Here is a 19,391-nt window from a genome sequence, read left to right as displayed (position 1 = left end):
CGCGCGCCGCAGGCGCGCGGACCAGCACGAAACCCCCGTCAGTGGATTCAGGCTAAGGAATTCAGACATATGAGACATACCGAGCAGTTCTTCGACAACGTCGAGGAGTGGGCCGCGCTGAGCGACAGCTTTGCCCCTGCAACGCACCAGTACCGCGAGCCGAAACGTTGGCAGTCGAGTATGTCTGTTCAGAACACCGGTAGCTATACACTCCTGCACTCGGAAAAGCGCGGGGAGGAACTATTGACAAGGCCGACCTCATTGCTTCGAGGTTCTGCCGTGGATCAATACTGGATCATGGTTCCGGAAATGGGAGTGCACGTGGCCCGGAGTGGCGGTCGAACCTTGCGTTTCCCGCCCGGCCGAGCAGCATTGATTCGGCTCGACACACCGATCGCCCTGTACATGCCGCCGTCGAAAGTGTACGTACTGTCGCTGCCGACCGCTGACATCGACAATCGGTTGTCGAAACGCGAATCGACCCATATGGTCCTCGGTCTCGAATCCGGGCTCGGACGGATCGTAACGAACATGATCCGAACGACGCGGTCCGAACGAGATGGCTTGACAACGAGAGACTTCAATTCCGTCTGCGACCGCATCACAGAATTGGTATGCCTTCAATTGATAGGCGACGTTGAACCGCCACAGGCACAACTGACCGAAACAACCGAAGCGATCAGACGTTTCGTGCGAGACAATATCGGAGTTGGAGATACTCGGCTACCTGCCGTCGCTCGAGCGCTTGGTTGGTCGCCTCGCCATCTGAGATCGATTCTGCATCGTGCTGGCACGACATACCGCGAACTGCACCGGGACGAGGCTCTCCGGGCAGCCCGCGACATGCTGGAATGGCACGGTCCGCAGGCATTGAGCATCAGCGAAATTGCGACTCGTGTCGGATTCAGCAAATCCTGGTTCTGGACTGCGTTCAAAACACGTTACGGAGAGACACCGCTCAATTTCCAGAAACGCAGACGCCACGAGCTGTCGCCGTACGGGATCGGTCCCGACAGCATGGGACCCGAGGCCCGGTAAAGGCAGGCGCGCCGCGGCCATGGCCTCGACCTATACCCGTCAGGCGGGCACATCACTACTTGGCGTGCCGCCGCTGGTGAACAGTTTCCAGGACAGCGTTTTGGGCTGGTCGTGGATGAGATAGGTGAATGATTTCTCGTCTTGAAGCGAAAAGACGCCGCTCTCGTGCAGGCGCCGCGCGAGGTCCGCGCTTTTGACGGCGACCTTCAGCGGTCGGGACTCACCGATTTCTGCCAGCTTTTTCGCGAAGGCGCCTACCGCATCACTACCCTCGATCGAACCGAATGGTTCGTAAAAATAGACGGCAGTGACGTCTTCGGGTAGAGAGACTTCGAGTACGTCCTTGTTCACGGTGCGTACATGATCCAAGCCCAATCCGGCTGCGTGCCGATTGGCGAAGCTCGCGAAGTCGGGCTCGATCTCCATCCCGTACACTTTCTTTGCCGAGGTGAATATCCCGAAGAAATCGACGGCCTTGCCGGTGCCGGAGCCGACATCCACCAGGACATCGTCGGGACCCAGGTCCAGGGCCTGCTTGGCCCAGGTCAAGTACCTGATATCCGAGGGCTCCGGGGGGTAGACATCCTCCCGGCCACCGAATCGTCCCGCGACCTTCGACATCAAGCCGTCGGCTCCGAACTGCTGTTGCGGTCGATCATCCTTCGGAATGCCACTGAACTTGTATTCCGGCAGACCCAGAACGCTTCCGAACTCGCGATCTGCCTGCCCGTGATCATCTCGATCCACCAGTCCCCGCAGCTCACCGAACCACTCCGCTCGCGCGGCATCGCGCCTTCCCGGATCCTCGTCGAAGAACAGCGACTGACGACGTCCGACCCGGTCCGCGTCACGAAGCCGGTGGTGATCGGTGGCGGACCGACCCGTAGCAGGCTCGGCACACGCCTGCTGCCCCGCGCAGGTCCTCGGTTCCGATGCGGTCGGTCCCTCACCTGCCGCCGCCACCTCGTGACCGATCCGCCCGTCGATTTTTATCATGTCGTCGACATCGCCCACTATGGACTCGGCCATACCTCTGCCGGGCCAAGCTCGGACAGCGTTTCTGGCCAGGCTTTTCAGATCGTGCGCGACCTGGACCAGGGCTTTGGAGAGGCTGCTCACTCGCGCCAACCCACCGCGACGAACACAGCAAGCGCATCCAGACCCGCGTTACGGGCCGTCGCCAGCGGGTCGGCTCCGCAGTCGGTATTTCGCATAGTGGCGAAGACCCGTTCGCCGTGCGGAACCAAGGTGAGTGCGGTCGGCTGACCGAATCCGCTGCGACAGCCGGTGATGAATGTGCGGCTCACGGAGCTGCTCCCTCTCTCGGTACGCGGTTCCATAACGCTGTGTATCGGCGAGGGCCCGCAAGAACTATGGACATATCGGCGGTGGCCCGCCGCGACGACGGCCGATCCGGACGCTGGTCTGCGGGCCTATGCGGTGAAACAACATAAAGGTCACCGGTTCCGTCGAGCCTGGGCAGCGCTGCGGTTCGATGAAGGCGCGAGCGTCGATATCGAAAAGGTGCACCGGCTCTGGCGTGAGGAGGGCCTGCAGATCGTCGAGCACCACCCCGCGGAAACGGGCTGGTATTTCGTCGGTGCCGCACAGCCCGGGGCTGTGGCAGATCGACGAAACATGAGCGACATGTGCCCGAGCGCAGGTGCATCACCGTGCGCACCCGAACAATACGTTACCCACTACACCTTGGAGATCTCACCGACGGTCGTCGATGCGGCCGGCGAGCGAGCTGGTGCGGGAGCCGCGTGTTGCGTCCAGCGGTGCCCGTTCGGTAGTGCCGAACTACGCGCGGATTCCGGTTGCCGTCGTCGACGTTCCGCTCTGAGGCTGAGATCTGTGCTGTCGGCTTCACGAGCGCGGGCGAACAGCAAGACTCGATGCGGGATGCATTGTCGGGCAAGCCTTCACGATCGAGGGCGACGACGCTCGGCACGAAAACAGCGACGGCCCCTGGTTCAGAATCGAGGCGACAACATGATTCACAAGCTTTGGCTACTCGGGCGATCTGCGATCGTCGGCACCCACATGGTGGGAGAGAAGCTTCGACAGGCAAAGTGTGCGATCGAGGTTCGACACAACGTGCCGGTGTAGAAGCCGACTTGCCGACCAGCCTGTTCGCGAAGACCACAAGCACATTCAGCCAACGTCTCATGCCCGGTGGCGCGAGTCTCGTGACGAGGCAGATCTCGACGCGACGGCCGCGGTGAGATCCGCTCCGAAAATGGAGCGTTTTCATATTCACGGGTTTCGCTGGAGCCGACACCATGCCGCTCAACGCGTGATGCCCGAGCGTAGGGACGATCGGACGAGAGAGCAGGAGATACATCGATGAGCTCGGCAACCGCGACCGCGTCGGTGAAAACAGCAACGAGTACAGGGCCGATCCGCGATGCGACCGCAGTACCAGGCGGATCAGGTCCGACATGGTTCCCGCTGTGGAATGCCTCATATGGAAATCAGGGTGACAGCGCCGATAGCCGAAGGAATGACACCTTCGGGATGGGTGCCGGTCACGTCCGGTGGGATGGATAGGAACGCCAGTGGCCATCACCGATATTCAGGCGTTCGCCCACCTCACCGAGACCGACATCGAGGCGCTCGGTCGAGAACTGGACCAGATCCGCACGGACATCGAACACTCACTCGGGCAACGGGATGCAGACTATATCCGGCGCGTCATCAGGATTCACCGTGGTCTCGAGGTGACTGCGCGTGTGTTGTTGTGCGCCAGCCGATACCGGGTGCCGCGGAGGGCCGGGACCGTCATCTTGGCGGCCTCGAAGATCATCGAGATGATGGAGCTCGGCCATAACATCAGTCACGGCCAGTGGGATTGGATGAACGATCCCGAAATCCATTCCACCAGCTGGGAGTGGGATTTCATCGGCCCGTCCGCTCACTGGAAGCGGTCGCACAACTACGTTCACCACACCTATACCAACGTCTACGGGATGGACGAGGACCTCGGTTTCGCAGTCTTGCGGATGACCCGCGACGAGCCGTGGCGTCTCGTTCATCTGCTCCAGCCGGTGACGAATCTGCTCATCGCCGCGTCGTTCGAGCTGGGCATCGCGGTGCACGACTTGGCACTCGAGCGACGGCACCTGGGCATTCCCCGCAACAAGCTGGGGTCGAAAGCGGACATCGAGTTCGCGCGGAAGATCGCGCGTCAGGTCGGTAAGGACTTCGTGCTGTTCCCCGCGCTGAGCGGGCGGCGAGGGTTCCGGCAGACACTCGCCGCGAACGCGACGGCGATCTTGCTGCGCAACCTGTGGTCATATCTGGTGATCATGTGCGGACACTTCCCGGACGGCGCCGAGAAATTCACCACCGGACAGCTGCAGGGCGAAACCCGTGGTGAGTGGTATCTACGGCAACTCCTGGGGACCGCGAACTTCACCGCCGGGCCGGCGCTGGCGTTCCTGACCGGCAACCTCTGCTACCAGATCGAACACCACCTGTTTCCTGACCTGCCCAGCAACCGCTACCCCGAGATCGCCGAACGCGTGCGCGCCCTGTGCAACAAATACGACTTGCCTTACACCACCGACTCGCTCACCGCGCAGTTCTGGCTGGCCTATCGCACCACGTGGAAACTTGCACTGCCCGACCGGTTGCTGCGCCGGACCTCGGACGATGCCGCGGAAACCCGATCCGAACACAAGTTCTCCGGGATTTCACTCACCACGAACGGTCAGTTCCCGCCGTCCGCGACCGACCCGATCACCGGTACGAGGCGTGGGCTGCGCACCATATTGGCCGCGGCCGACTCGTCCCGACGGTCCGTGGATCACGGTCGAGGCAGATGGTTTCGGTGGGACTGGGTCGCATCGGTCGTGGGCAAGTGCCGATAGCAGCGGAAGGTCAGGTGTTGACGCACGAACGACCGCTGGTTCGGATTCACGCCGGAGTCGCAGGCCGCAGCCTGGCTCTGATGGTCGGTATGGCGATCGGCACGGCCGATGAGCCCGCTGCCTTACCGCAGCGGCCCGACCGAGCGGGTGGACTGGTCATCGGCGTACTGGTCCTGTCGATCGCCGGCGCCGCCACCGGCCTTCGTCATCGACGGTGAGCTGAGCCGCGAGCACGAACTCGAGATCGCGCGCTCGGTCGGTGCCGACGCCCTGGGGATTATCGGCGAGCCGCCGGCTGGCTCTCTTTCAAAGGCGACCCATCACGTACATATCGTATGAAGGAAGACACCTTGTTCGGCGTGCCGGAGCTTGTCGATGAAGCCTGCAAACGATACACGGTAACCACCGTGCCGGCCGATGCCCGAGCGGTGTCCGGACCGTCGGTGGCGCACACCGCGCTGGTCGGTCGCCGACCGGTACGAGGGTAAGCTCTCGCCGCAGTAGTCGAGGTTGCGAGCAGTTGGGTGTCGGATGCGTTCTGACGAGGAGGATTTCCGGTCGTCGAGGACGCCGGAGGTCGGTGTGTTCGGTGCCGACGAGGAGATCGGTCGTGATCTCGCGGCGGTGAACTGGGCCGGTACCGCGCTGGGGCCGACTTCCGACTGGCCGGTGAGCCTGCTCACCGCGGTGAGCGTCGTGTTGTCCTCCAGATTCCCCATGTGGATGGCCTGGGGACCGGATCTCACGTTCTTCTGCAACAGCGCCTACCGCCGTGACACCCTGGGCCGCAAATATCCCTGGGCGCTGGGGCGGCCGGCGAGTGAGGTCTGGGCGGAGATCTGGACCGATATCGGCCCGCGCATCGACACCGTGCTGTCCACCGGACATGCGACCTGGGACGAGGCGCTGCTGCTCTTCCTGGAGCGATCCGGCTACCCCGAGGAGACCTACCACACCTTCTCCTACAGTCCGCTGCGCGACGACCACGGCGCGATCGTGGGAATGCTGTGCGTGGTGAGTGAGGACACCCAGCGCGTCCTGAACGAGCGCCGGATGGCCTGCCTGCGGGACCTGGGCTCGGATCCCAGTGTGATCCGCACGCAGCGGCAGGTCCTCATGTTCGCCGAGCAGCAGCTCGCCCGCAATCAGCGTGATCTCCCGTTCACGATTTCCTATGTCTTCGACGATGCGGGCAATGCGGTGCTGGCCGGGTCCAGCGGTATCGTGGCCGGACATCCGGCAGCGCCGCAGCTACTGACCGGCGACGATTCCGCGGACGTGTGGCCGCTGCGCGGGGTTGCCGCGGGGGAGACCGTGCAGATCGATCTCGATCACGCGCGGTTCGCCGAACTGCCGCGCGGGGACTGGTCGCAGCCGCCGGTTCGCGCACTGATGGTGCCGTTGCGGCAACAGGGTGGTGAACCCTACGGGTTCCTGGTGGCGGGCTTGAACAGGTTCCGCGCGCTGGACGAGAGCTATCACGGCTTCGTGTCACTGGTCGCCGCGCATCTCGCCGCCGGTATCGCCAGTGCCCGCAGCTATCAGGCCCAGCAGCGGCGCGCGGAGGAACTGGCCGAACTGGACCGGGCCAAAACGACCTTCTTCTCCAATATCAGCCACGAATTCCGAACTCCGCTGACGCTGATCATGGGACCCGTCGTCGAATTGCGCGGGCGGGCCGACGTATTGGACGAACCGGCCCGCGAATCCCTCGACATGGTCCACCGCAACAGTCTGCGGTTGAACAAATTGGTCACGATGCTGCTGGATTTCTCGCGCATCGAGGCCGGTCGGATGCAGGCCCGCTATGCGCCGACCGATCTCGCGGTGGCCACGGCCGAATTGGCGAGCGTTTTCGAATCGGCCATCGACCGGGCCGGACTCACCTTCACCGTGGACTGTCCCCCCGCGGCCGAGCCGGTCTATCTCGACGCCGGCATGTGGGAGAAGGTCGTCTTCAATCTGCTGTCCAATGCGCTGAAATTCACCTTCGACGGATCCATCGGTGTCCGGGTGCGGGCCACCGACACCCATGCGGTCGTCACGGTGGCCGATACCGGCGTCGGGGTGCCCGCCGCGGAATTGCCGCGCCTGTTCGAGCGATTCCATCGCATCGCCAACACCCGCGCGCGTTCGCACGAGGGCAGCGGGATCGGCCTGGCGTTGGTGCGGGAACTGGTGGAACTGCACGGCGGCACGATCAGCGCCACCAGCACCGAAGGTGCGGGCACCATCTTCACCATCGTCCTGCCGTTCGGGTCGGCTCATCTGCCGGCCGACGCCCTCGTGTCGACGCGCGACGCCACCGATGCCGCGGTGGCCGACCAGTACGTGCAGGAAGCACTGCGCTGGCTGCCGGCCGATGCGGCCGGTGCGATGGCCACCCTCGCCGATCGGCGGGGAGCGCCGGGGACGGACATCGGCGCGCCGGCCAGCGTACTGATCGCCGACGACAACGCCGATATGCGCGATTACCTGTCCCGCCTGCTGACCGGCGCCAACTACGAGGTCCGTGCCGTCGCCGACGGCCTGCAAGCGCTGCAATCCGTCCGCACGCAGTCGCCGGACCTACTGGTCAGCGATGTGATGATGCCCGGCATGGACGGGCTGACCCTGGTGGCGACGTTGCGCGCCGATCCGCTCACCGCCGCGATACCCGTGCTGCTGCTGTCCGCCCGATCCGGGCAGGAGGCCGCCATCGAGGGGTTGCAGGCAGGCGCGGACGACTACCTCGTCAAGCCGTTCGCCGCCGCGGAACTGCTGGCGCGTGCGCGGGCCATCGTGAGACTGAACCGGCTGCGCAGCCATCATGCCCGCTGGCGTGCCGCGCTGGTGGACTCGCTGCAGGAGGCGTTCTTCGTCTGCGACGAACGCGGCGCGATCGTCGAGATCAACAGCGCGTTCACCGACATCCTCGGCTACGGGCCGGAGGGCCTGCCCTACGCGCCGAGCCGCTCCGACGGCGATACCCCGCCGCGGGCGCCACAGCAGATCGCGGACATGCTCGCCGACGCGGAGGCCGGCAGCCACAACCACACCTTCCAGGTCGCGCACCGCGACGGTCATCGGATCTGGATCACCGCCACGGTGAATCCCGCCGAGGACCCCGACACCGGCCGCCGGGTCATGGTCGGCACGCTCCGCGATGTCACCGCCGAGCACTACAACATTCAACGTCAGGCCGCCCTCGCGGCACTCAACAATCAACTCGCCCAAGCGGATACGGCCGCCGAGGCGCTGGCCGGCGCGGTGGCCGAGCTGCGCCAGATCTGGCAGGCCCGGCGGGTGCTGGGCATGATCTTCGCCGGGACGAGCGGCGACGCGCGTTCGCGGACATCGGAACCGGCGGTCGTCGCCGCCGGCGCGTCGCCGCACTGGAGCGATCTGGCGGACGACGTGCAGGCGACCGTCGCCGGCCTGCGTGACGGCGACCCGCTCACCGTCACGACGTACCACCCGAACAGTGCCGGTATCGCGCTGCAACATCCCGAGGGTGTGCTGGTCATGTGGGTCGAACTCGCCGAGCGCCGGCTGTTCACCGCCGAGGATCAGACGCTGCTGACCATGCTCGCGGGGCGGCTCGGCCAAGGACTCGCCCGCACCTACCAGCTACAGCAGCAACGCGAGATCGCGCTCGCCCTGCAACACGCGATCCTGGGCCCGCAGCAACTGCCGGAGGGGTTCGCCGTGCGCTACCAGCCGGCGTCGCGTCCCCTCCAGGTCGGCGGCGACTGGTACGACGTGGTCGATCTCGACGACGGCCGGATCGGCCTGGTCGTCGGCGACTGCCTGGGACACGGTCTCGACGCGGCCACCGTCATGGGTCAACTGCGCAGCGCGTGCCGTGCGCTGCTGCTGGAACATCCGAGCCCCGGCGCCGCGCTGACCGGCCTGGACCGATTCGCCGCGCGGCTGCCGGGTGCGAAGTGCACCACCGTGTTGTGCGCGGTGCTCGATCCGGCCAGTGGTGAACTGGTCTACTCGGCCGCCGGACATCCGCCGCCGATCCTGGTCCACGCCGACCGCACCACCACCCTGCTCCAGGAGGCGCGCGCCCTCCCGCTGGGTATCCGGGTCGGTCAGCCCCGCCCCGAAGCCCGGGTCACCCTGCCGTCCCGGGCCACCCTGCTGCTCTACACCGACGGCTTGGTCGAACGTCGTCGGCGGCCGCTGGACGAGGGCATCAACGCCGCCGGCGACCTCGTCGGCGACGGCCGTGCCAGCACCCCGGAGGAGCTGGCGACCCTGCTGATGGCCCGGATGTCACCGAGCGACGGCTACGAGGACGACGTGGCGTTGTTGCTGTTCCGCCAGCCGGCCCCCTTGCACATGGAACTACCCGCCGAGGCCGATCAACTCGCCCCCGCCCGCACCGCGCTGCGGCACTGGCTGCGCCGCTGCGGCCTCGACCCCGACCAGGCCTACAACATTCTGTTCGCGACCAGCGAGGCCGTCGCCAACGCCATCGAGCACGGCCACCGCAACAACCCCGGCGGACTCATCCGGGTCCGGGCCACGGCCCTGGTCGACCAACTGCACGTCACCATCACCGATACCGGCACCTGGCAGACACCGCGCCCCGCCGAGAACCCACAACGGGGCCGGGGCATCACTCTGATGCGCGCCTTGATGCACGATGTAGCCATCGAGCCCGGTACCACCGGCACCACCGTTCACCTGCACGCGAGGATCGAGTCATGACCAGCCCCCTGTCCCTCGGCGCGAGCCGCCGCGCCGACGGCACGGCCGTGCTCACCGTCACCGGAGAGATCGACCTGAGCAACAATCAGGCATTCACCCACGCGCTGGCGACCGTGGTCGCCGAGACCGGGAACGGCACCCGGATCATCCTCGACCTGAGCGGCGTGGAATTCCTCGACAGCGGTGCCATCAACACCCTGTTCACCCACGCCGAGCACATCCACCTGATCGCCAACCCGATCCTGATGCCGGTACTCACCGTCAGCGGCCTCACCGAATTGCTGACCGTCGAACAGGTATGACCCGCTGCGAGGGGTCAGGTGCGGATCGAACGCTGGGCCCACAGGCCGGCGACGACGTCCATGATCCACCGCTTTCGCCAGCCGAAGGGCATGTGCTCGACCGGTAGTGCCGGCTCGCGTTCGGCCAGTCGTTCACCCAGGAGACGGAGCATCTCCTGGGCTCTGTGCTGATCCGCTGGATGCCCGGAGAGCGCGGCGAATCCGTTGATGATGAGTTGCTTCACGCCGGTGGCGTGGACGACCTTGACGATCGCCTTCGCCGCTCGGGTCACCTGCTTGATGCCGTCCGTCTCGTCGATCGATACCAGGAGGAAGAGGCAATTCTCGAACCGATTCGGCACGTCGAGCTGCCCGGGATCGAGATCGATCGCCTGTGCCGTAGGCGATTTCACGGCGTACTCGAACGTATCGCACTGCAACGACAAGATCAGCACCGAGGGTCCTCGGCTGTTGCGCCGGCCTTCGGACCGCGCGGGGCGACAGTGGACGATTCGGGCCGGTGTGGTGGTCGCGCTGGATGCCACTGATGGTTGTCGGACGGCGATGTGTCGGGCGATTCCACGACTACCTGCTTTCGATGGCAAGCCGGCTTAGCCAGCTGGTAACACAACCGGCTAGATTCTCGCTCAGATGTCGCCTCGGGTCGTCGTGGATCCTCCCGTCACTGAGAAGCCGGCTCCGAATCAGCGAACAGATGGAGATTTCGGCAGCATGCGGCACCTGCCGCGCCAGCACTTCGATCTCCGCCGAGCGACGATACCGGTCGGTATTCAGTCCGCTAAAGTGTTGCGGGCACACGTGTTTCGGATTTTTGGTTCGGATGCGGCTCGTACGAGGATCGGTCCGGTGCCGAAAACGACGGAATACCATCACCTTCGGTGAAAGCTGCCCGGAAAGGCAGGCGTTGATCGGGATGCAATCCAGGCGCAATTGCGTTGGGGGGCAGGCTGTTTCGTACCGCTGCCGACCGTCCTCTGTCCGGTGCAGCGCGCCGCCACGGGTGTGACGCGCGATCAGGCGCGATCGGCGGTGGTGCGGAAGAAACGGTGGAGCAGCGGCGCGAGGGTGCGGGCCGACACGTTGTGGTTCTGGCCTTCGAGAAACAGGGCGCGGCCGTCGGGCAGGGTGTCGGCGACGGCCCGCGTGGCCTGCCGGAGGTTGGCGGGGCTCTTCGCGCCGCCGATCACCAGCGTGGGCACCGTGAGCGTGCTCAGTTGCCGCGCCGGGACCTCGAAGTCACCCATGATCGCGGCATCGTAGGGGAGTGAGGCGGCCACCCCCTTCATCTTCGGCCACATCGGGGTGACCCGCATGAGCAGGGGAAATATCGCGGGAGCGCCGATGACTCGGGTGAGGTAGAAGGTGGCGGCCTCGGCGCGGCGATCCGCGGCGATCAGCCGGGTCAGGACGTCCGCACTGTCGGCGGGTGGCTGGTGTCCGGACTTGTCGATCGCGACGAACGGCGGCTCGTACAACGCCAGCCGGGTGATGTTCAGGCCCGCTGCCGCCGCGCGCAGCGACAGCGCCGCTCCGGAGGACAGGCCGAACACGTGCGCCGAGCCGCCCGCGACGGTGATCAGCGCCTCGAGATCCTCGATCTCGCGTTCCACGGCGTAGGGCCCGGTGTCGCCGCTGCCACCGCGGCCGCGGCGGTCATAGTGGACGACGGTGAATTGCGATGCCAGCAGTCCGGCGAGGGCGTGCATCGGGCCGAGGCGGCGGGTGCAGAAGGCGCCGTCGACGCAGATGACGGCCGGTCCCTGGCCGATCGTGTCGAATGCGAGGTGGTTCCGTCGGCCGATGTGACGGTGCCCCGGGAAATGGCGGTGGCCATGATTTCTCCTTGTGAGTCGCAAATGTGTCGAACGAGTCGCGGCGTGTCCGCCTCCTCGACGAACGGCGGCGGGTCCGATGGACACGAGCTACGACGACGGCCCGGTCGACCCCGCTTCGGTGTCGCTCATCAGGGGGCATGCGCATTCGTGGTCGGAGGTGCCGAGTTCGCGCAGGCGACGGTGCAGGTAGGCGCGCTCGGCCTCGTTGCCGGTGCGTTCCAGGGCCGCGCGGTACGCCCGTGCGGCCTCGGTGGTCCGGCCCAGTCGCCGCAGCAGATCGGCACGGGCCGCGGGCAGCAGATGGCCGGTGGCGAGTCCGCCGTCGCGCTCGAGTTCGTCCAGGAGTTCCAGGCCCGCTCGCGGCCCCGATCGCATCGCGACGGCGACGGCCCGGTTCAGCGCGACCGTGGGCGAGGGGACGCGGGTCAGCAGCGCGTCGTACAGTTCGACGATGTGCGCCCAGTCGGTGTCGGCGGCGGTGTCCGTGGTGACGTGGCAGGCCACGATCATCGCCTGTAGCTGATAGGGGCCGATCCGTTCCCGCCGCGCCGCGTGCCGCAGTTCCGCGAGTCCGGCCGCGATGCGGGAGCGGTCCCACCGGGTGCGGTCCTGCTCCTCGAGCGGCACCAATGCCCCGTCCGCCGACACGCGGGTCGCCGATCGCGCGTGTTGGAGCAGCACGAGGGCGTGCAGGCCGCGCGCCTCCGGGTCGTCGGGCATGAGTTCGACCAGCAGCGCCGCCAGTCGCAACGCCTCCTCGGCCGGCTCCGGACGGTACAGCTCGGTCCCGGAGGTCGCGAGGTAGCCCTCGTTGAACAGCAGGTAGATCACCGCGAGGACTGCCCGGGTGCGTTCCGGCAGCAGATGCCGCGGCGGCACCCGATACGGGATGCCCGCCTCACGGATCTTCTGTTTGGCGCGCACCAGCCGTTTGGCCATCGTCGCCTCGGAAACCCCGTATGCGCGGGCGATCTCGGCTGTCGTCAGCCCGGCGAGCGTCCGCAGCGCGAGCGGGACCTGCACGTCGAACGCGAGCGCCGGGTGGCAGCAGGTGAACAGCAACCGCAGCCGCTGATCCTCGACACCGCTGTCCAGCGCGTCGAAGTCCGGCTCCGCGTCGTCGTGGCCCTCGGTCGTCACCAGTTGCCGCAGTTTGCCGTCCCCGACCCGGTCGCGGCGCAGCCGATCCACCGCCCGGTGTCGCGCGGTGGTGAGCAACCAGGCGCCCGGCCGGTCGGGGACACCGTCGCGGGGCCACGTCTGCCACGCGAGGGCGAATGCCTCCTGTGCGCACTCCTGCGCCAGATCCCAATCACCCGTGACGCCGATCAGGGTCGCCACCAGCCGCGCCCATTCCCGGCGGAAGGCGGTCGTGACGGCGACGTCGATATCGCTCACGGCTCGCGGATCGGCCGGATCTCGACCTGCCCGAATGCGCAGGCCGGATGGGTGGCGGCGATCTCGATGGCCTCGTCCAGATCCTGGACATCGATCAGGGCGAAGCCGCCGATCTGATCCTTGGCCTCGATGTAGGGGCCGTCGGTCAGCAGTACGTCGTCGCCGCGCACGCGCACGGTCGTCGCGGTCCGGCTCGGCCGCAGCCCCTCGTGCGCACGCAGCACACCCCGTTCGATGAGGTCGCCGAGCCAGGCGTGGAAGGCCGTCAGGTCCGGTTCGGCCGTGTCCTCCTCGGCGGGGGTCTCCTGCGCGCTGATCATCAGCAGATACCGCATTGTCTTCGGTCCTCTCGTCTCGGCTACCAGGGCGACGAACGTGAGCACTGCCGAAGGACGGGTGCGCCGGGAATTCCGCCGAGAATTTTTCCGCGCGGCGTTCATCCGGTATGCCGCCCAACAATAGGGCAATTCGCGGTCCTGCCGCGGCCGTCGCGTTCGTCGGGCCGATGACCGTGACGAAGGGATTTTCCGTGGACATCTCCCCGGTATCGATACGAGCGGGGCGGCGGGAATGGCTCGGCCTGGCCGTGCTCGCGCTGCCCATCCTGCTCATCTCCGTGGACTTCAGCGTGTTGAACCTGGCCCTGCCCCGGCTGACCGCCGACCTGTCACCCAGCGCCACGCAGCAGCTGTGGATTCTGGACATCTACGGCTTCATGACGGCCGGGTTTCTGGTGACGATGGGAACCCTCGGTGACCGGATCGGCCGGCGCAGGCTCCTGCTAGCGGGCGCGGTGGCGTTCGGGGCGGGCTCGGTGCTCGCGGCCTGCTCGACCGGGTCCACCATGCTGATCCTCGCGCGAGCCCTGATGGGTATCGCCGGCGCGACCCTGGCACCGTCGGGGCTGGCGCTGATCCGAGTCATGTTCGCGGATCCGGCGCAGCGGGCCGCGGCGGTGGGGGTCTTCACCGGCTGCTTCACGGTCGGCGCGATCACCGGTCCGATCGTCGGCGGTGTGATGCTCGCCCATTTCCGGTGGGGCTCGGTATTCCTGCCGGCCGTGCCGGTGATGCTGCTGCTGTCGGTCGCCGGACCGCTGCTGCTCCCCGAGGACCGCGATTCCGATGCGGGCCGCCTCGACGTGCCGAGTGTCGCACTGTCACTGGTCACCGTGCTGCCGGTGATCTACGGGATCACCGAGCTGGCCCTCGATCGCGGGCAACCGCGGGCCTGGGCCGGGATCGGTGTGGGCCTGGTGGCGGGACTCGTCTTCGCCCGGCGCCAGCGCCGCCTGGCCGCTCCGCTGCTGGAGCCGGGCCTGTTCGCCGACCGCGTGTTCCGCGGCGCGTTCACCATGTCCGCGGTGGTCGGTGCCGTACAGGGCGGGACCATCCTGATGATCAATCTCCAGCTGCAACTGGTGCTCGGCTGTTCGACGCTGCGCGCGGGCCTGTGGATGATTCCGTCCGCCGCCGCGATGCTCGTCACGATCGGCCTCGGCCCGGCGCTCGCCCGCATCGTCCGCCCGGCCTACATCATCGCCGCGGGCCTGGCCGTCGCCGCGGCCGGCTATGTGATCGTCACCGTGGTCCCCGCGGACGCCGGACCACCGCTACTGATCACCGGTTTCGCGCTGGCGATGGCGGGGATCGGGCCCGGTACCGCACTCGGATACGACCTGGTGCTCGGCGCGGTCCCGCCCGAACGGGCCGGATCCGCGGCGGGAACCGCGGAGACCGGCGGCCAGTTCGGTGTCGCGGCCGGTGTCGCGATCCTCGGGAGCGTCGGTGCGGCCGTCTATCGCGGCCACGTGCGCATACCCGCCGGCGTGCCACCGGAGCAGGCCGGCCCCGCGCACGCCGCGATCTCAGGTGCGGTCACCGCCACCCGCCGACTGCCCGAGGCGCTGGGCTCGCAAGTCCTGTCGTCGGCCCACGCGGCCTTCACCACGGGCCTGCACGTCGTCACCGCTCTCGGGGCATCGGCCCTCGCGGCACTGGCTGTGCTCGCCTTCATGGAATTCCGGCACATCCCACCCCACGGCACCCGCACCGACGATCACGCCGCGCAACAGTCTCCCCGATGACGTGCGGATCGTGCGGACGTTTCAGGATGCCTTCGAGCCGGCGCAGAGGCTGGACGAACCGGTGCTCAGCAGTTGCAGAACATGCTGGAAGAAGTCGCATCCGCCCGGCGCGCCGATGGGGTACTCGACGCACGCCGAGACCGGCTTCCGGTGCATCGCAGCCGCCCGGATGCACAGCCTGGACTACGTAGTCTAGACTTCGGATATGTCCTCGGTCAGTGCCTCTGCGGCGGCAGCGGCCACGAATTTGCGGGTTCTGCTGAGCCGGTTGCGTACTCGGCTTCGGGAGGTCGATACGGCCGAGGATCTGACGCCGTCGCAGACCTCGGTGCTGATTCGGCTCTTCAGGGACGGTCCGGCGACGACGACCGAGCTCGCCGGTGCGGAACGGGTGCGGTCGCAGTCGATGACGGCCACGCTTGCTGGGCTCGATCGGCTCGGGTATCTCGTCCGATCACCCGATCCGGCGGACGGCCGGCGGCAGGTGATCACCTTGACCTCGTCGGGCCGTACCCGGGCCGCGCACCGCCGCCGGGCGCGGCAGGAGTGGCTGGCCGAGACCATGCAGGACCGCTACACCGAGGCCGAACGGCACACCATCAACGAAGCGCTCGCGCTGCTCGAACGGATCACCGATGAGCCGAAGTGACAGAAACAGGAGCACCATGCACCCCGTAGAAATTCTTCTTCTTCCGCTCGGCTGGGCGTTGCGCAAGCGGCGTTCGGACGAATCCGCGAGCATCGCCGATCTTCCGGAGTTCGCGACCGCGAACCGTATCGTGCTCACCTCGCCCAATTTTCGTGACGGAGAGGTCATTCCGGCGAAGCACTGCGGGTTGTTCATCGGTGACGAGATCTCGCCTGCCCTCACGTGGGACGAACTCCCGGCCGGCACAGCGGATCTGATCCTGGTGATCGAGGACCTCGATGTCCCGACCGCCGCGCCGGGTATCCACACCATCGCGGAATTCGCGCCGAGGTCCGGTGGTCTCCCGGAAGGTGCGCTGACACCGGAGGATTCGGGTTTCCGGTTTCTTCCCAACCGCCGCGGTCAGGCAAAGTATGTCGGGCCCAGACCGATTCCCGGCCACGGGACCCATCGTTACCGCTTCCACCTCTACGCCGTGGACATCGATGTCGATCTCACGAAGATCGCCGACGTCGGACAGTTGCGATCGGCGGTCGACGGACATGTGCTGGCATCCGGGACACTCACCGGCACGAGGAAGTCCTGATCTCGCGAAACGGCGCGGCCGGAACGCGAGTGCGCCGCATTGACCGGGGATCCGATCGACCGTACCGTCGAGAGCGGTAGTGATCGAAAGCCTTGGCACGCAAGGTGTTCGATCCGGGACGAGGATATCGGGGTGGGTTGCATGCTGGTCGAGTCGGCGATCGGGGACGCGTACGGGGCGGGTTTCGAATATGCGGAACCGGAATTCGTCGCTCGATACAACACGATGCGGGACTACGTTCAGCATCCGACGCATCCGGGGATCCGGCCCGGGGCCTATACCGACGACACGCAGATGAGTCTCGCCATCGCGGAAGTCCTTGTGGCGGGCGGGGAATGGAGCCGGGAGCGGTTGGCCGAGCAGTTCGTCCTGGCCTTCCGCCGCGACGAGCGCGTCGGCTACTCCCGCCGATTCCAGGCTTTCCTCGACACCGCGTACACCGGTGCGGATCTGCTGCGCCGTGTCGATCCGGCCAGTGACAAGAGCGGTGCGGCCATGCGGGCCGGGCCGATCGGCCTGCTGGCGGATGTCGACGACGTGCTGAATCACGCGCGGGTGCAGGCGAGTATCACCCACGACACGCCGTTGGGAATCGAGGCGGCGCAGGCCGCGGCGCTGGCGGTGCACTACTGCCACCATCGGCTGGGTCCGGTGGCCGAGTTGCCGGCCTGGGTCGCCGGTCGGCTCGGACCGGAGTGGGCCCGGCCGTGGCAGGGGAAGGTCGGGGCGAAGGGGTGGATGAGCGTGCGGGCCGCGCTCACGGCGGTGGCGACCGGTAGCGGTCTCACCGAAATCCTGCGCACCTGTGTGGCTTTCACCGGTGACGTCGACACCGTCGGCACCATCGCGCTGTGTGCGGCCTCCCGCTCGCCGGAGATCGCGCAGGACCTGCCCGACGCCCTGATCACGGGCCTGGAGAACGGCGCGTTCGGCCGGGATTACCTGCGGGAGTTGGATACTCGGCTGCTGGAGACGTTCGCCTGAGCGACCGGCGACTCAGGCGGGCTGCCAGAGTTCGATCCGGTTGCCCTCCGGATCGGTGACCCAGCCGAACCGGCCGACACCGTCCATCTCCTGCACCTCCTCGGCCACTTCCGCTCCGCGGGAACGCAATTGGGTGAGCATCGCGTCCAGGTCGCGGACCCGGAAGTTGAGCATGACCTGCTGGGTGCGGGAACCGAAATAGTCGGTCTCGGCCTCGAACGGCGCGAAGACCGTCGGTCCGGGCTGCTGTTGCCACAGGCCGTGCTCGTCGGCGTCGAGGCCGAGACATTCGCGATACCAGGCGTTCAGGGCCACCGGGTCGGCGGCGCGGACGAAGTAGCCACCGATGCCGAGCACACGTTCCATGCCGACATCTTCGCGCATGTCCGGCGGATCGGCACTGCCGGTCAGTGCGCGGCTGCCGGGCGGACGGAACGCTCGGCCAGCGTGATCGCCCATCGGGCCGGGATGCGACCGGCCAGCCGCGCCACGACGGCGTTCGCCGCGCCGTCGACCACGTCCGGGCCCTGTCCGGCGAGGGCCCGCCAGGTCGCGTCGACGACCTGCTCCGGGGTTCGGCGACTGCCGACGGCCGCGTCCTCGCCGGCGACCTCGAAGAAGGCCGTATCCGTGGCCCCGGGACTCACCGCGAGCACCCGGACGCCGGTGCCGCGGGTCTCGGCCCACAACGCGCGGGTGAAGGACAGGACATACGCCTTGGTCGCGGCATACACCGCCATGTGCGGGACCGGCTGGAACGCGGCGGTGCTCGCCACGTTGACGACGGCGCCCCGGCCGCGAGAGAGCATGCCGGGCAACAGGATTGCCGTGAGTTCGGTCAGCGCGGTGATGTTCACCGCGATCTGATTCGACGCCACCGCGGGGTCGGTGGCGGCCAGGTCGCCGTGGCTGCCGAGGCCCGCGTTGTTGATCAGGCCGTCGACGGTGATCGCGCGCTCGGCGAGTTGCGCGGTGAGCTTCGAGGCGGCGCCGGGGGCGCTCAGGTCGGCGGGTGCGACCTCCACCTGCGCGCCGAAGCGGGTGTGCAGGTCGCGCGCCTGTTCCTCCAATACCTCCGCGCGGCGGGCGACCAGGACCAGGTCGCCGCCGTCCGCGGCGACGCGGGCGGCGAAGGCTCGTCCGATTCCGGAGGATGCCCCGGTCACCAGGACGCGCTGTCGTTCGAAGTATCCGGCCATGACCAGCTCCTTAATTAAACCTGCATGATGGTCTAATTAATACAGGTATGATGCAGCCATGGCAAGTCCCCGCAGCAACACGCCGGCCCCGCGACGAGTCGGCCGGCCACCGGGCCCGACCGAGCACGGCGCGGCGTCCCGGGAGCGCATCCTGGACGCCGCCGCGACGGTGTTCGCGCAGCTCGGCTACGACCGCGCGCGGATGGCCGATGTGATCGAGGTCAGCGGAATGACCAAGGGCTCGGTCTATTTCCACTTCGAGAGCAAGGAGGCGCTCGCCGTCGCCGTGCTCACCGAGAAACACGCGCGCTGGATCGAGCAGGTGCGGACCCGGCTGGCCGCCGCCCCGCCCGGACTGCCGCGGCTGGAGGCGCTGCTGCCCGCCGTGCTGGAGATGCACCGCGACGATCACGACGCCTGGGTGATCTCGCGCCTGAGTCAGAACCTCGCAGCCGTCCCCGCGACCCGCCCCCTCGCCGTGGAGCTGACCCGCCGCTGGATCGACGACGTCGCCGAACTCATTCGCGAGGCCCAGCGCATCGGCGACATCACCGGCGATACCGATCCGGACCTGCTCGCCACCGTCCTGGTCGGCGCCTTCGACGGTGTGAAGATGACCATCGAGGTGCTCAGCGACGACGCCGCCACCGCCGATCAGCGGCTCGAGGCCAGCGGCGGGGTGCTGCTCACGATGCTGCGCTCGGCCGTCGCCCCGCGCTGATCCGTTGTCGCACAGGT

At 67.2% G+C, this 19,391-nt stretch carries 18 protein-coding genes; 10 read left to right on the top strand and 8 right to left on the bottom strand.

Annotation, left to right across the window (positions count from 1 at the left end):
* The first annotated feature begins 69 nt into the window (after nt 1-69).
* The gene (locus tag G361_RS48615; protein ID WP_081635616.1) at nt 70-1,038 is read left to right on the top strand and encodes an AraC family transcriptional regulator; all 969 of its coding nucleotides are present in this window, start codon (nt 70-72) and stop codon (nt 1,036-1,038) included.
* Nucleotides 1,039-1,077: 39 nt separating this feature from the next.
* On the opposite strand, the gene G361_RS47330 is transcribed toward G361_RS48615, so the two are convergent.
* Nucleotides 1,078-2,157: a hypothetical protein gene (locus G361_RS47330; protein ID WP_155981811.1), complete on the bottom strand. Its 1,080-nt coding sequence runs from the start codon at nt 2,155-2,157 to the stop codon at nt 1,078-1,080.
* Nucleotides 2,154-2,345 carry a hypothetical protein gene (locus G361_RS0128250; protein WP_019930493.1) on the bottom strand — a complete coding sequence of 64 codons (192 nt, stop codon included), beginning with the start codon at nt 2,343-2,345 and terminating at the stop codon, nt 2,154-2,156. The genes G361_RS47330 and G361_RS0128250 overlap by 4 nt, the downstream gene beginning before the upstream one ends.
* A 1,254-nt stretch (nt 2,346-3,599) precedes the next feature.
* Between G361_RS0128250 and G361_RS0128245 the strand changes: the two genes are divergently transcribed.
* The 4 genes from G361_RS0128245 to G361_RS0128230 all read left to right on the top strand — a co-directional run bounded on the left by G361_RS0128245 (nt 3,600) and on the right by G361_RS0128230 (nt 9,916).
* Nucleotides 3,600-4,913, top strand: a complete 1,314-nt coding sequence (locus G361_RS0128245; RefSeq protein ID WP_019930492.1) for an acyl-CoA desaturase — start codon at nt 3,600-3,602, stop codon at nt 4,911-4,913.
* Between the two features lie 108 nt (nt 4,914-5,021).
* Nucleotides 5,022-5,252: a hypothetical protein gene (locus tag G361_RS49750; RefSeq protein WP_155981810.1), complete on the top strand. Its 231-nt coding sequence runs from the start codon at nt 5,022-5,024 to the stop codon at nt 5,250-5,252.
* 192 nt (nt 5,253-5,444) lie between these two features.
* Nucleotides 5,445-9,614 carry a SpoIIE family protein phosphatase gene (locus G361_RS0128235; RefSeq protein WP_019930490.1) on the top strand — a complete coding sequence of 1,390 codons (4,170 nt, stop codon included), beginning with the start codon at nt 5,445-5,447 and terminating at the stop codon, nt 9,612-9,614.
* The gene (locus G361_RS0128230; protein ID WP_019930489.1) at nt 9,611-9,916 is read left to right on the top strand and encodes an STAS domain-containing protein; all 306 of its coding nucleotides are present in this window, start codon (nt 9,611-9,613) and stop codon (nt 9,914-9,916) included. The genes G361_RS0128235 and G361_RS0128230 overlap by 4 nt, the downstream gene beginning before the upstream one ends.
* A 14-nt stretch (nt 9,917-9,930) precedes the next feature.
* Here the strand turns inward: G361_RS0128230 and G361_RS0128225 are convergent, their stop codons facing one another.
* The 4 genes from G361_RS0128225 to G361_RS0128210 form a co-directional block, all read right to left on the bottom strand.
* Nucleotides 9,931-10,350 (bottom strand): threonyl-tRNA synthetase editing domain-containing protein, encoded by a 420-nt coding sequence (locus G361_RS0128225; protein WP_019930488.1) that lies wholly within the window; start codon nt 10,348-10,350, stop codon nt 9,931-9,933.
* A 579-nt stretch (nt 10,351-10,929) separates the two neighbouring features.
* Nucleotides 10,930-11,622, bottom strand: coding sequence for an alpha/beta fold hydrolase (locus G361_RS45185; RefSeq protein ID WP_019930487.1), 693 nt, complete (start codon nt 11,620-11,622; stop codon nt 10,930-10,932).
* Between the two features lie 216 nt (nt 11,623-11,838).
* Complete coding sequence (locus G361_RS0128215) at nt 11,839-13,149, bottom strand: RNA polymerase sigma factor (protein ID WP_019930486.1); 1,311 nt, start codon at nt 13,147-13,149, stop codon at nt 11,839-11,841.
* On the bottom strand, nt 13,146-13,484 hold the full coding sequence (locus G361_RS0128210; RefSeq protein WP_019930485.1) for a YciI family protein: 339 nt from the start codon (nt 13,482-13,484) through the stop codon (nt 13,146-13,148). Before G361_RS0128210 ends, G361_RS0128215 begins: the two co-directional genes overlap by 4 nt.
* A 170-nt stretch (nt 13,485-13,654) precedes the next feature.
* On the opposite strand from G361_RS0128210, the gene G361_RS0128205 reads away from it, so the two are divergent.
* The 4 genes from G361_RS0128205 to G361_RS0128185 all read left to right on the top strand — a co-directional run bounded on the left by G361_RS0128205 (nt 13,655) and on the right by G361_RS0128185 (nt 17,454).
* Nucleotides 13,655-15,235, top strand: coding sequence for an MFS transporter (locus G361_RS0128205; RefSeq protein WP_063711886.1), 1,581 nt, complete (start codon nt 13,655-13,657; stop codon nt 15,233-15,235).
* Nucleotides 15,236-15,440: 205 nt separating this feature from the next.
* Nucleotides 15,441-15,884, top strand: coding sequence for a MarR family winged helix-turn-helix transcriptional regulator (locus tag G361_RS0128195; protein WP_019930482.1), 444 nt, complete (start codon nt 15,441-15,443; stop codon nt 15,882-15,884).
* A gap of 16 nt (nt 15,885-15,900) precedes the next feature.
* Nucleotides 15,901-16,470, top strand: coding sequence for a YbhB/YbcL family Raf kinase inhibitor-like protein (locus tag G361_RS45180; protein ID WP_036495562.1), 570 nt, complete (start codon nt 15,901-15,903; stop codon nt 16,468-16,470).
* Nucleotides 16,471-16,611: 141 nt separating this feature from the next.
* Nucleotides 16,612-17,454 carry an ADP-ribosylglycohydrolase family protein gene (locus G361_RS0128185; RefSeq protein ID WP_019930480.1) on the top strand — a complete coding sequence of 281 codons (843 nt, stop codon included), beginning with the start codon at nt 16,612-16,614 and terminating at the stop codon, nt 17,452-17,454.
* 12 nt (nt 17,455-17,466) lie between these two features.
* Here the strand turns inward: G361_RS0128185 and G361_RS0128180 are convergent, their stop codons facing one another.
* Both G361_RS0128180 and G361_RS0128175 read right to left on the bottom strand, forming a co-directional pair.
* Nucleotides 17,467-17,820: a VOC family protein gene (locus G361_RS0128180; RefSeq protein ID WP_026343605.1), complete on the bottom strand. Its 354-nt coding sequence runs from the start codon at nt 17,818-17,820 to the stop codon at nt 17,467-17,469.
* A 41-nt stretch (nt 17,821-17,861) separates the two neighbouring features.
* Entirely contained in the window at nt 17,862-18,653 is a 792-nt protein-coding gene (locus G361_RS0128175) for an SDR family oxidoreductase (RefSeq protein ID WP_026343604.1), read from the bottom strand.
* A 58-nt stretch (nt 18,654-18,711) separates the two neighbouring features.
* Here G361_RS0128175 and G361_RS45175 point away from each other — a divergent pair, with 58 nt between their 5' ends.
* Nucleotides 18,712-19,374, top strand: a complete 663-nt coding sequence (locus G361_RS45175) for a TetR/AcrR family transcriptional regulator (protein WP_019930477.1) — start codon at nt 18,712-18,714, stop codon at nt 19,372-19,374.
* Nucleotides 19,375-19,391 lie beyond the last annotated feature (17 nt).

This window comes from Nocardia sp. BMG111209 (assembly GCF_000381925.1).
Lineage (GTDB): Bacteria > Actinomycetota > Actinomycetes > Mycobacteriales > Mycobacteriaceae > Nocardia.
Note: the sequence above shows the minus strand (reverse complement) of the source record. Positions and strands in the feature narration are given on the sequence as shown.

What these genes read in the sequence shown, in the direction of transcription:
- G361_RS48615 (WP_081635616.1), top strand. Translation starts at nt 70, where the DNA reads ATGAGACATACCGAGCAGTTCTTCGACAACGTCGAGGAGTGGGCCGCG.
- G361_RS49750 (WP_155981810.1), top strand. Translation starts at nt 5,022, where the DNA reads ATGAGCCCGCTGCCTTACCGCAGCGGCCCGACCGAGCGGGTGGACTGG.
- G361_RS0128235 (WP_019930490.1), top strand. Translation starts at nt 5,445, where the DNA reads ATGCGTTCTGACGAGGAGGATTTCCGGTCGTCGAGGACGCCGGAGGTC.
- G361_RS0128230 (WP_019930489.1), top strand. Translation starts at nt 9,611, where the DNA reads ATGACCAGCCCCCTGTCCCTCGGCGCGAGCCGCCGCGCCGACGGCACG.
- G361_RS45185 (WP_019930487.1), bottom strand. Translation starts at nt 11,622, where the DNA reads ATGCACGCCCTCGCCGGACTGCTGGCATCGCAATTCACCGTCGTCCAC.
- G361_RS0128210 (WP_019930485.1), bottom strand. Translation starts at nt 13,484, where the DNA reads ATGCGGTATCTGCTGATGATCAGCGCGCAGGAGACCCCCGCCGAGGAG.
- G361_RS0128205 (WP_063711886.1), top strand. Translation starts at nt 13,655, where the DNA reads ATGACCGTGACGAAGGGATTTTCCGTGGACATCTCCCCGGTATCGATA.
- G361_RS0128195 (WP_019930482.1), top strand. Translation starts at nt 15,441, where the DNA reads ATGTCCTCGGTCAGTGCCTCTGCGGCGGCAGCGGCCACGAATTTGCGG.
- G361_RS45180 (WP_036495562.1), top strand. Translation starts at nt 15,901, where the DNA reads ATGCACCCCGTAGAAATTCTTCTTCTTCCGCTCGGCTGGGCGTTGCGC.
- G361_RS0128185 (WP_019930480.1), top strand. Translation starts at nt 16,612, where the DNA reads ATGCTGGTCGAGTCGGCGATCGGGGACGCGTACGGGGCGGGTTTCGAA.
- G361_RS0128180 (WP_026343605.1), bottom strand. Translation starts at nt 17,820, where the DNA reads ATGGAACGTGTGCTCGGCATCGGTGGCTACTTCGTCCGCGCCGCCGAC.
- G361_RS0128175 (WP_026343604.1), bottom strand. Translation starts at nt 18,653, where the DNA reads ATGGCCGGATACTTCGAACGACAGCGCGTCCTGGTGACCGGGGCATCC.
- G361_RS45175 (WP_019930477.1), top strand. Translation starts at nt 18,712, where the DNA reads ATGGCAAGTCCCCGCAGCAACACGCCGGCCCCGCGACGAGTCGGCCGG.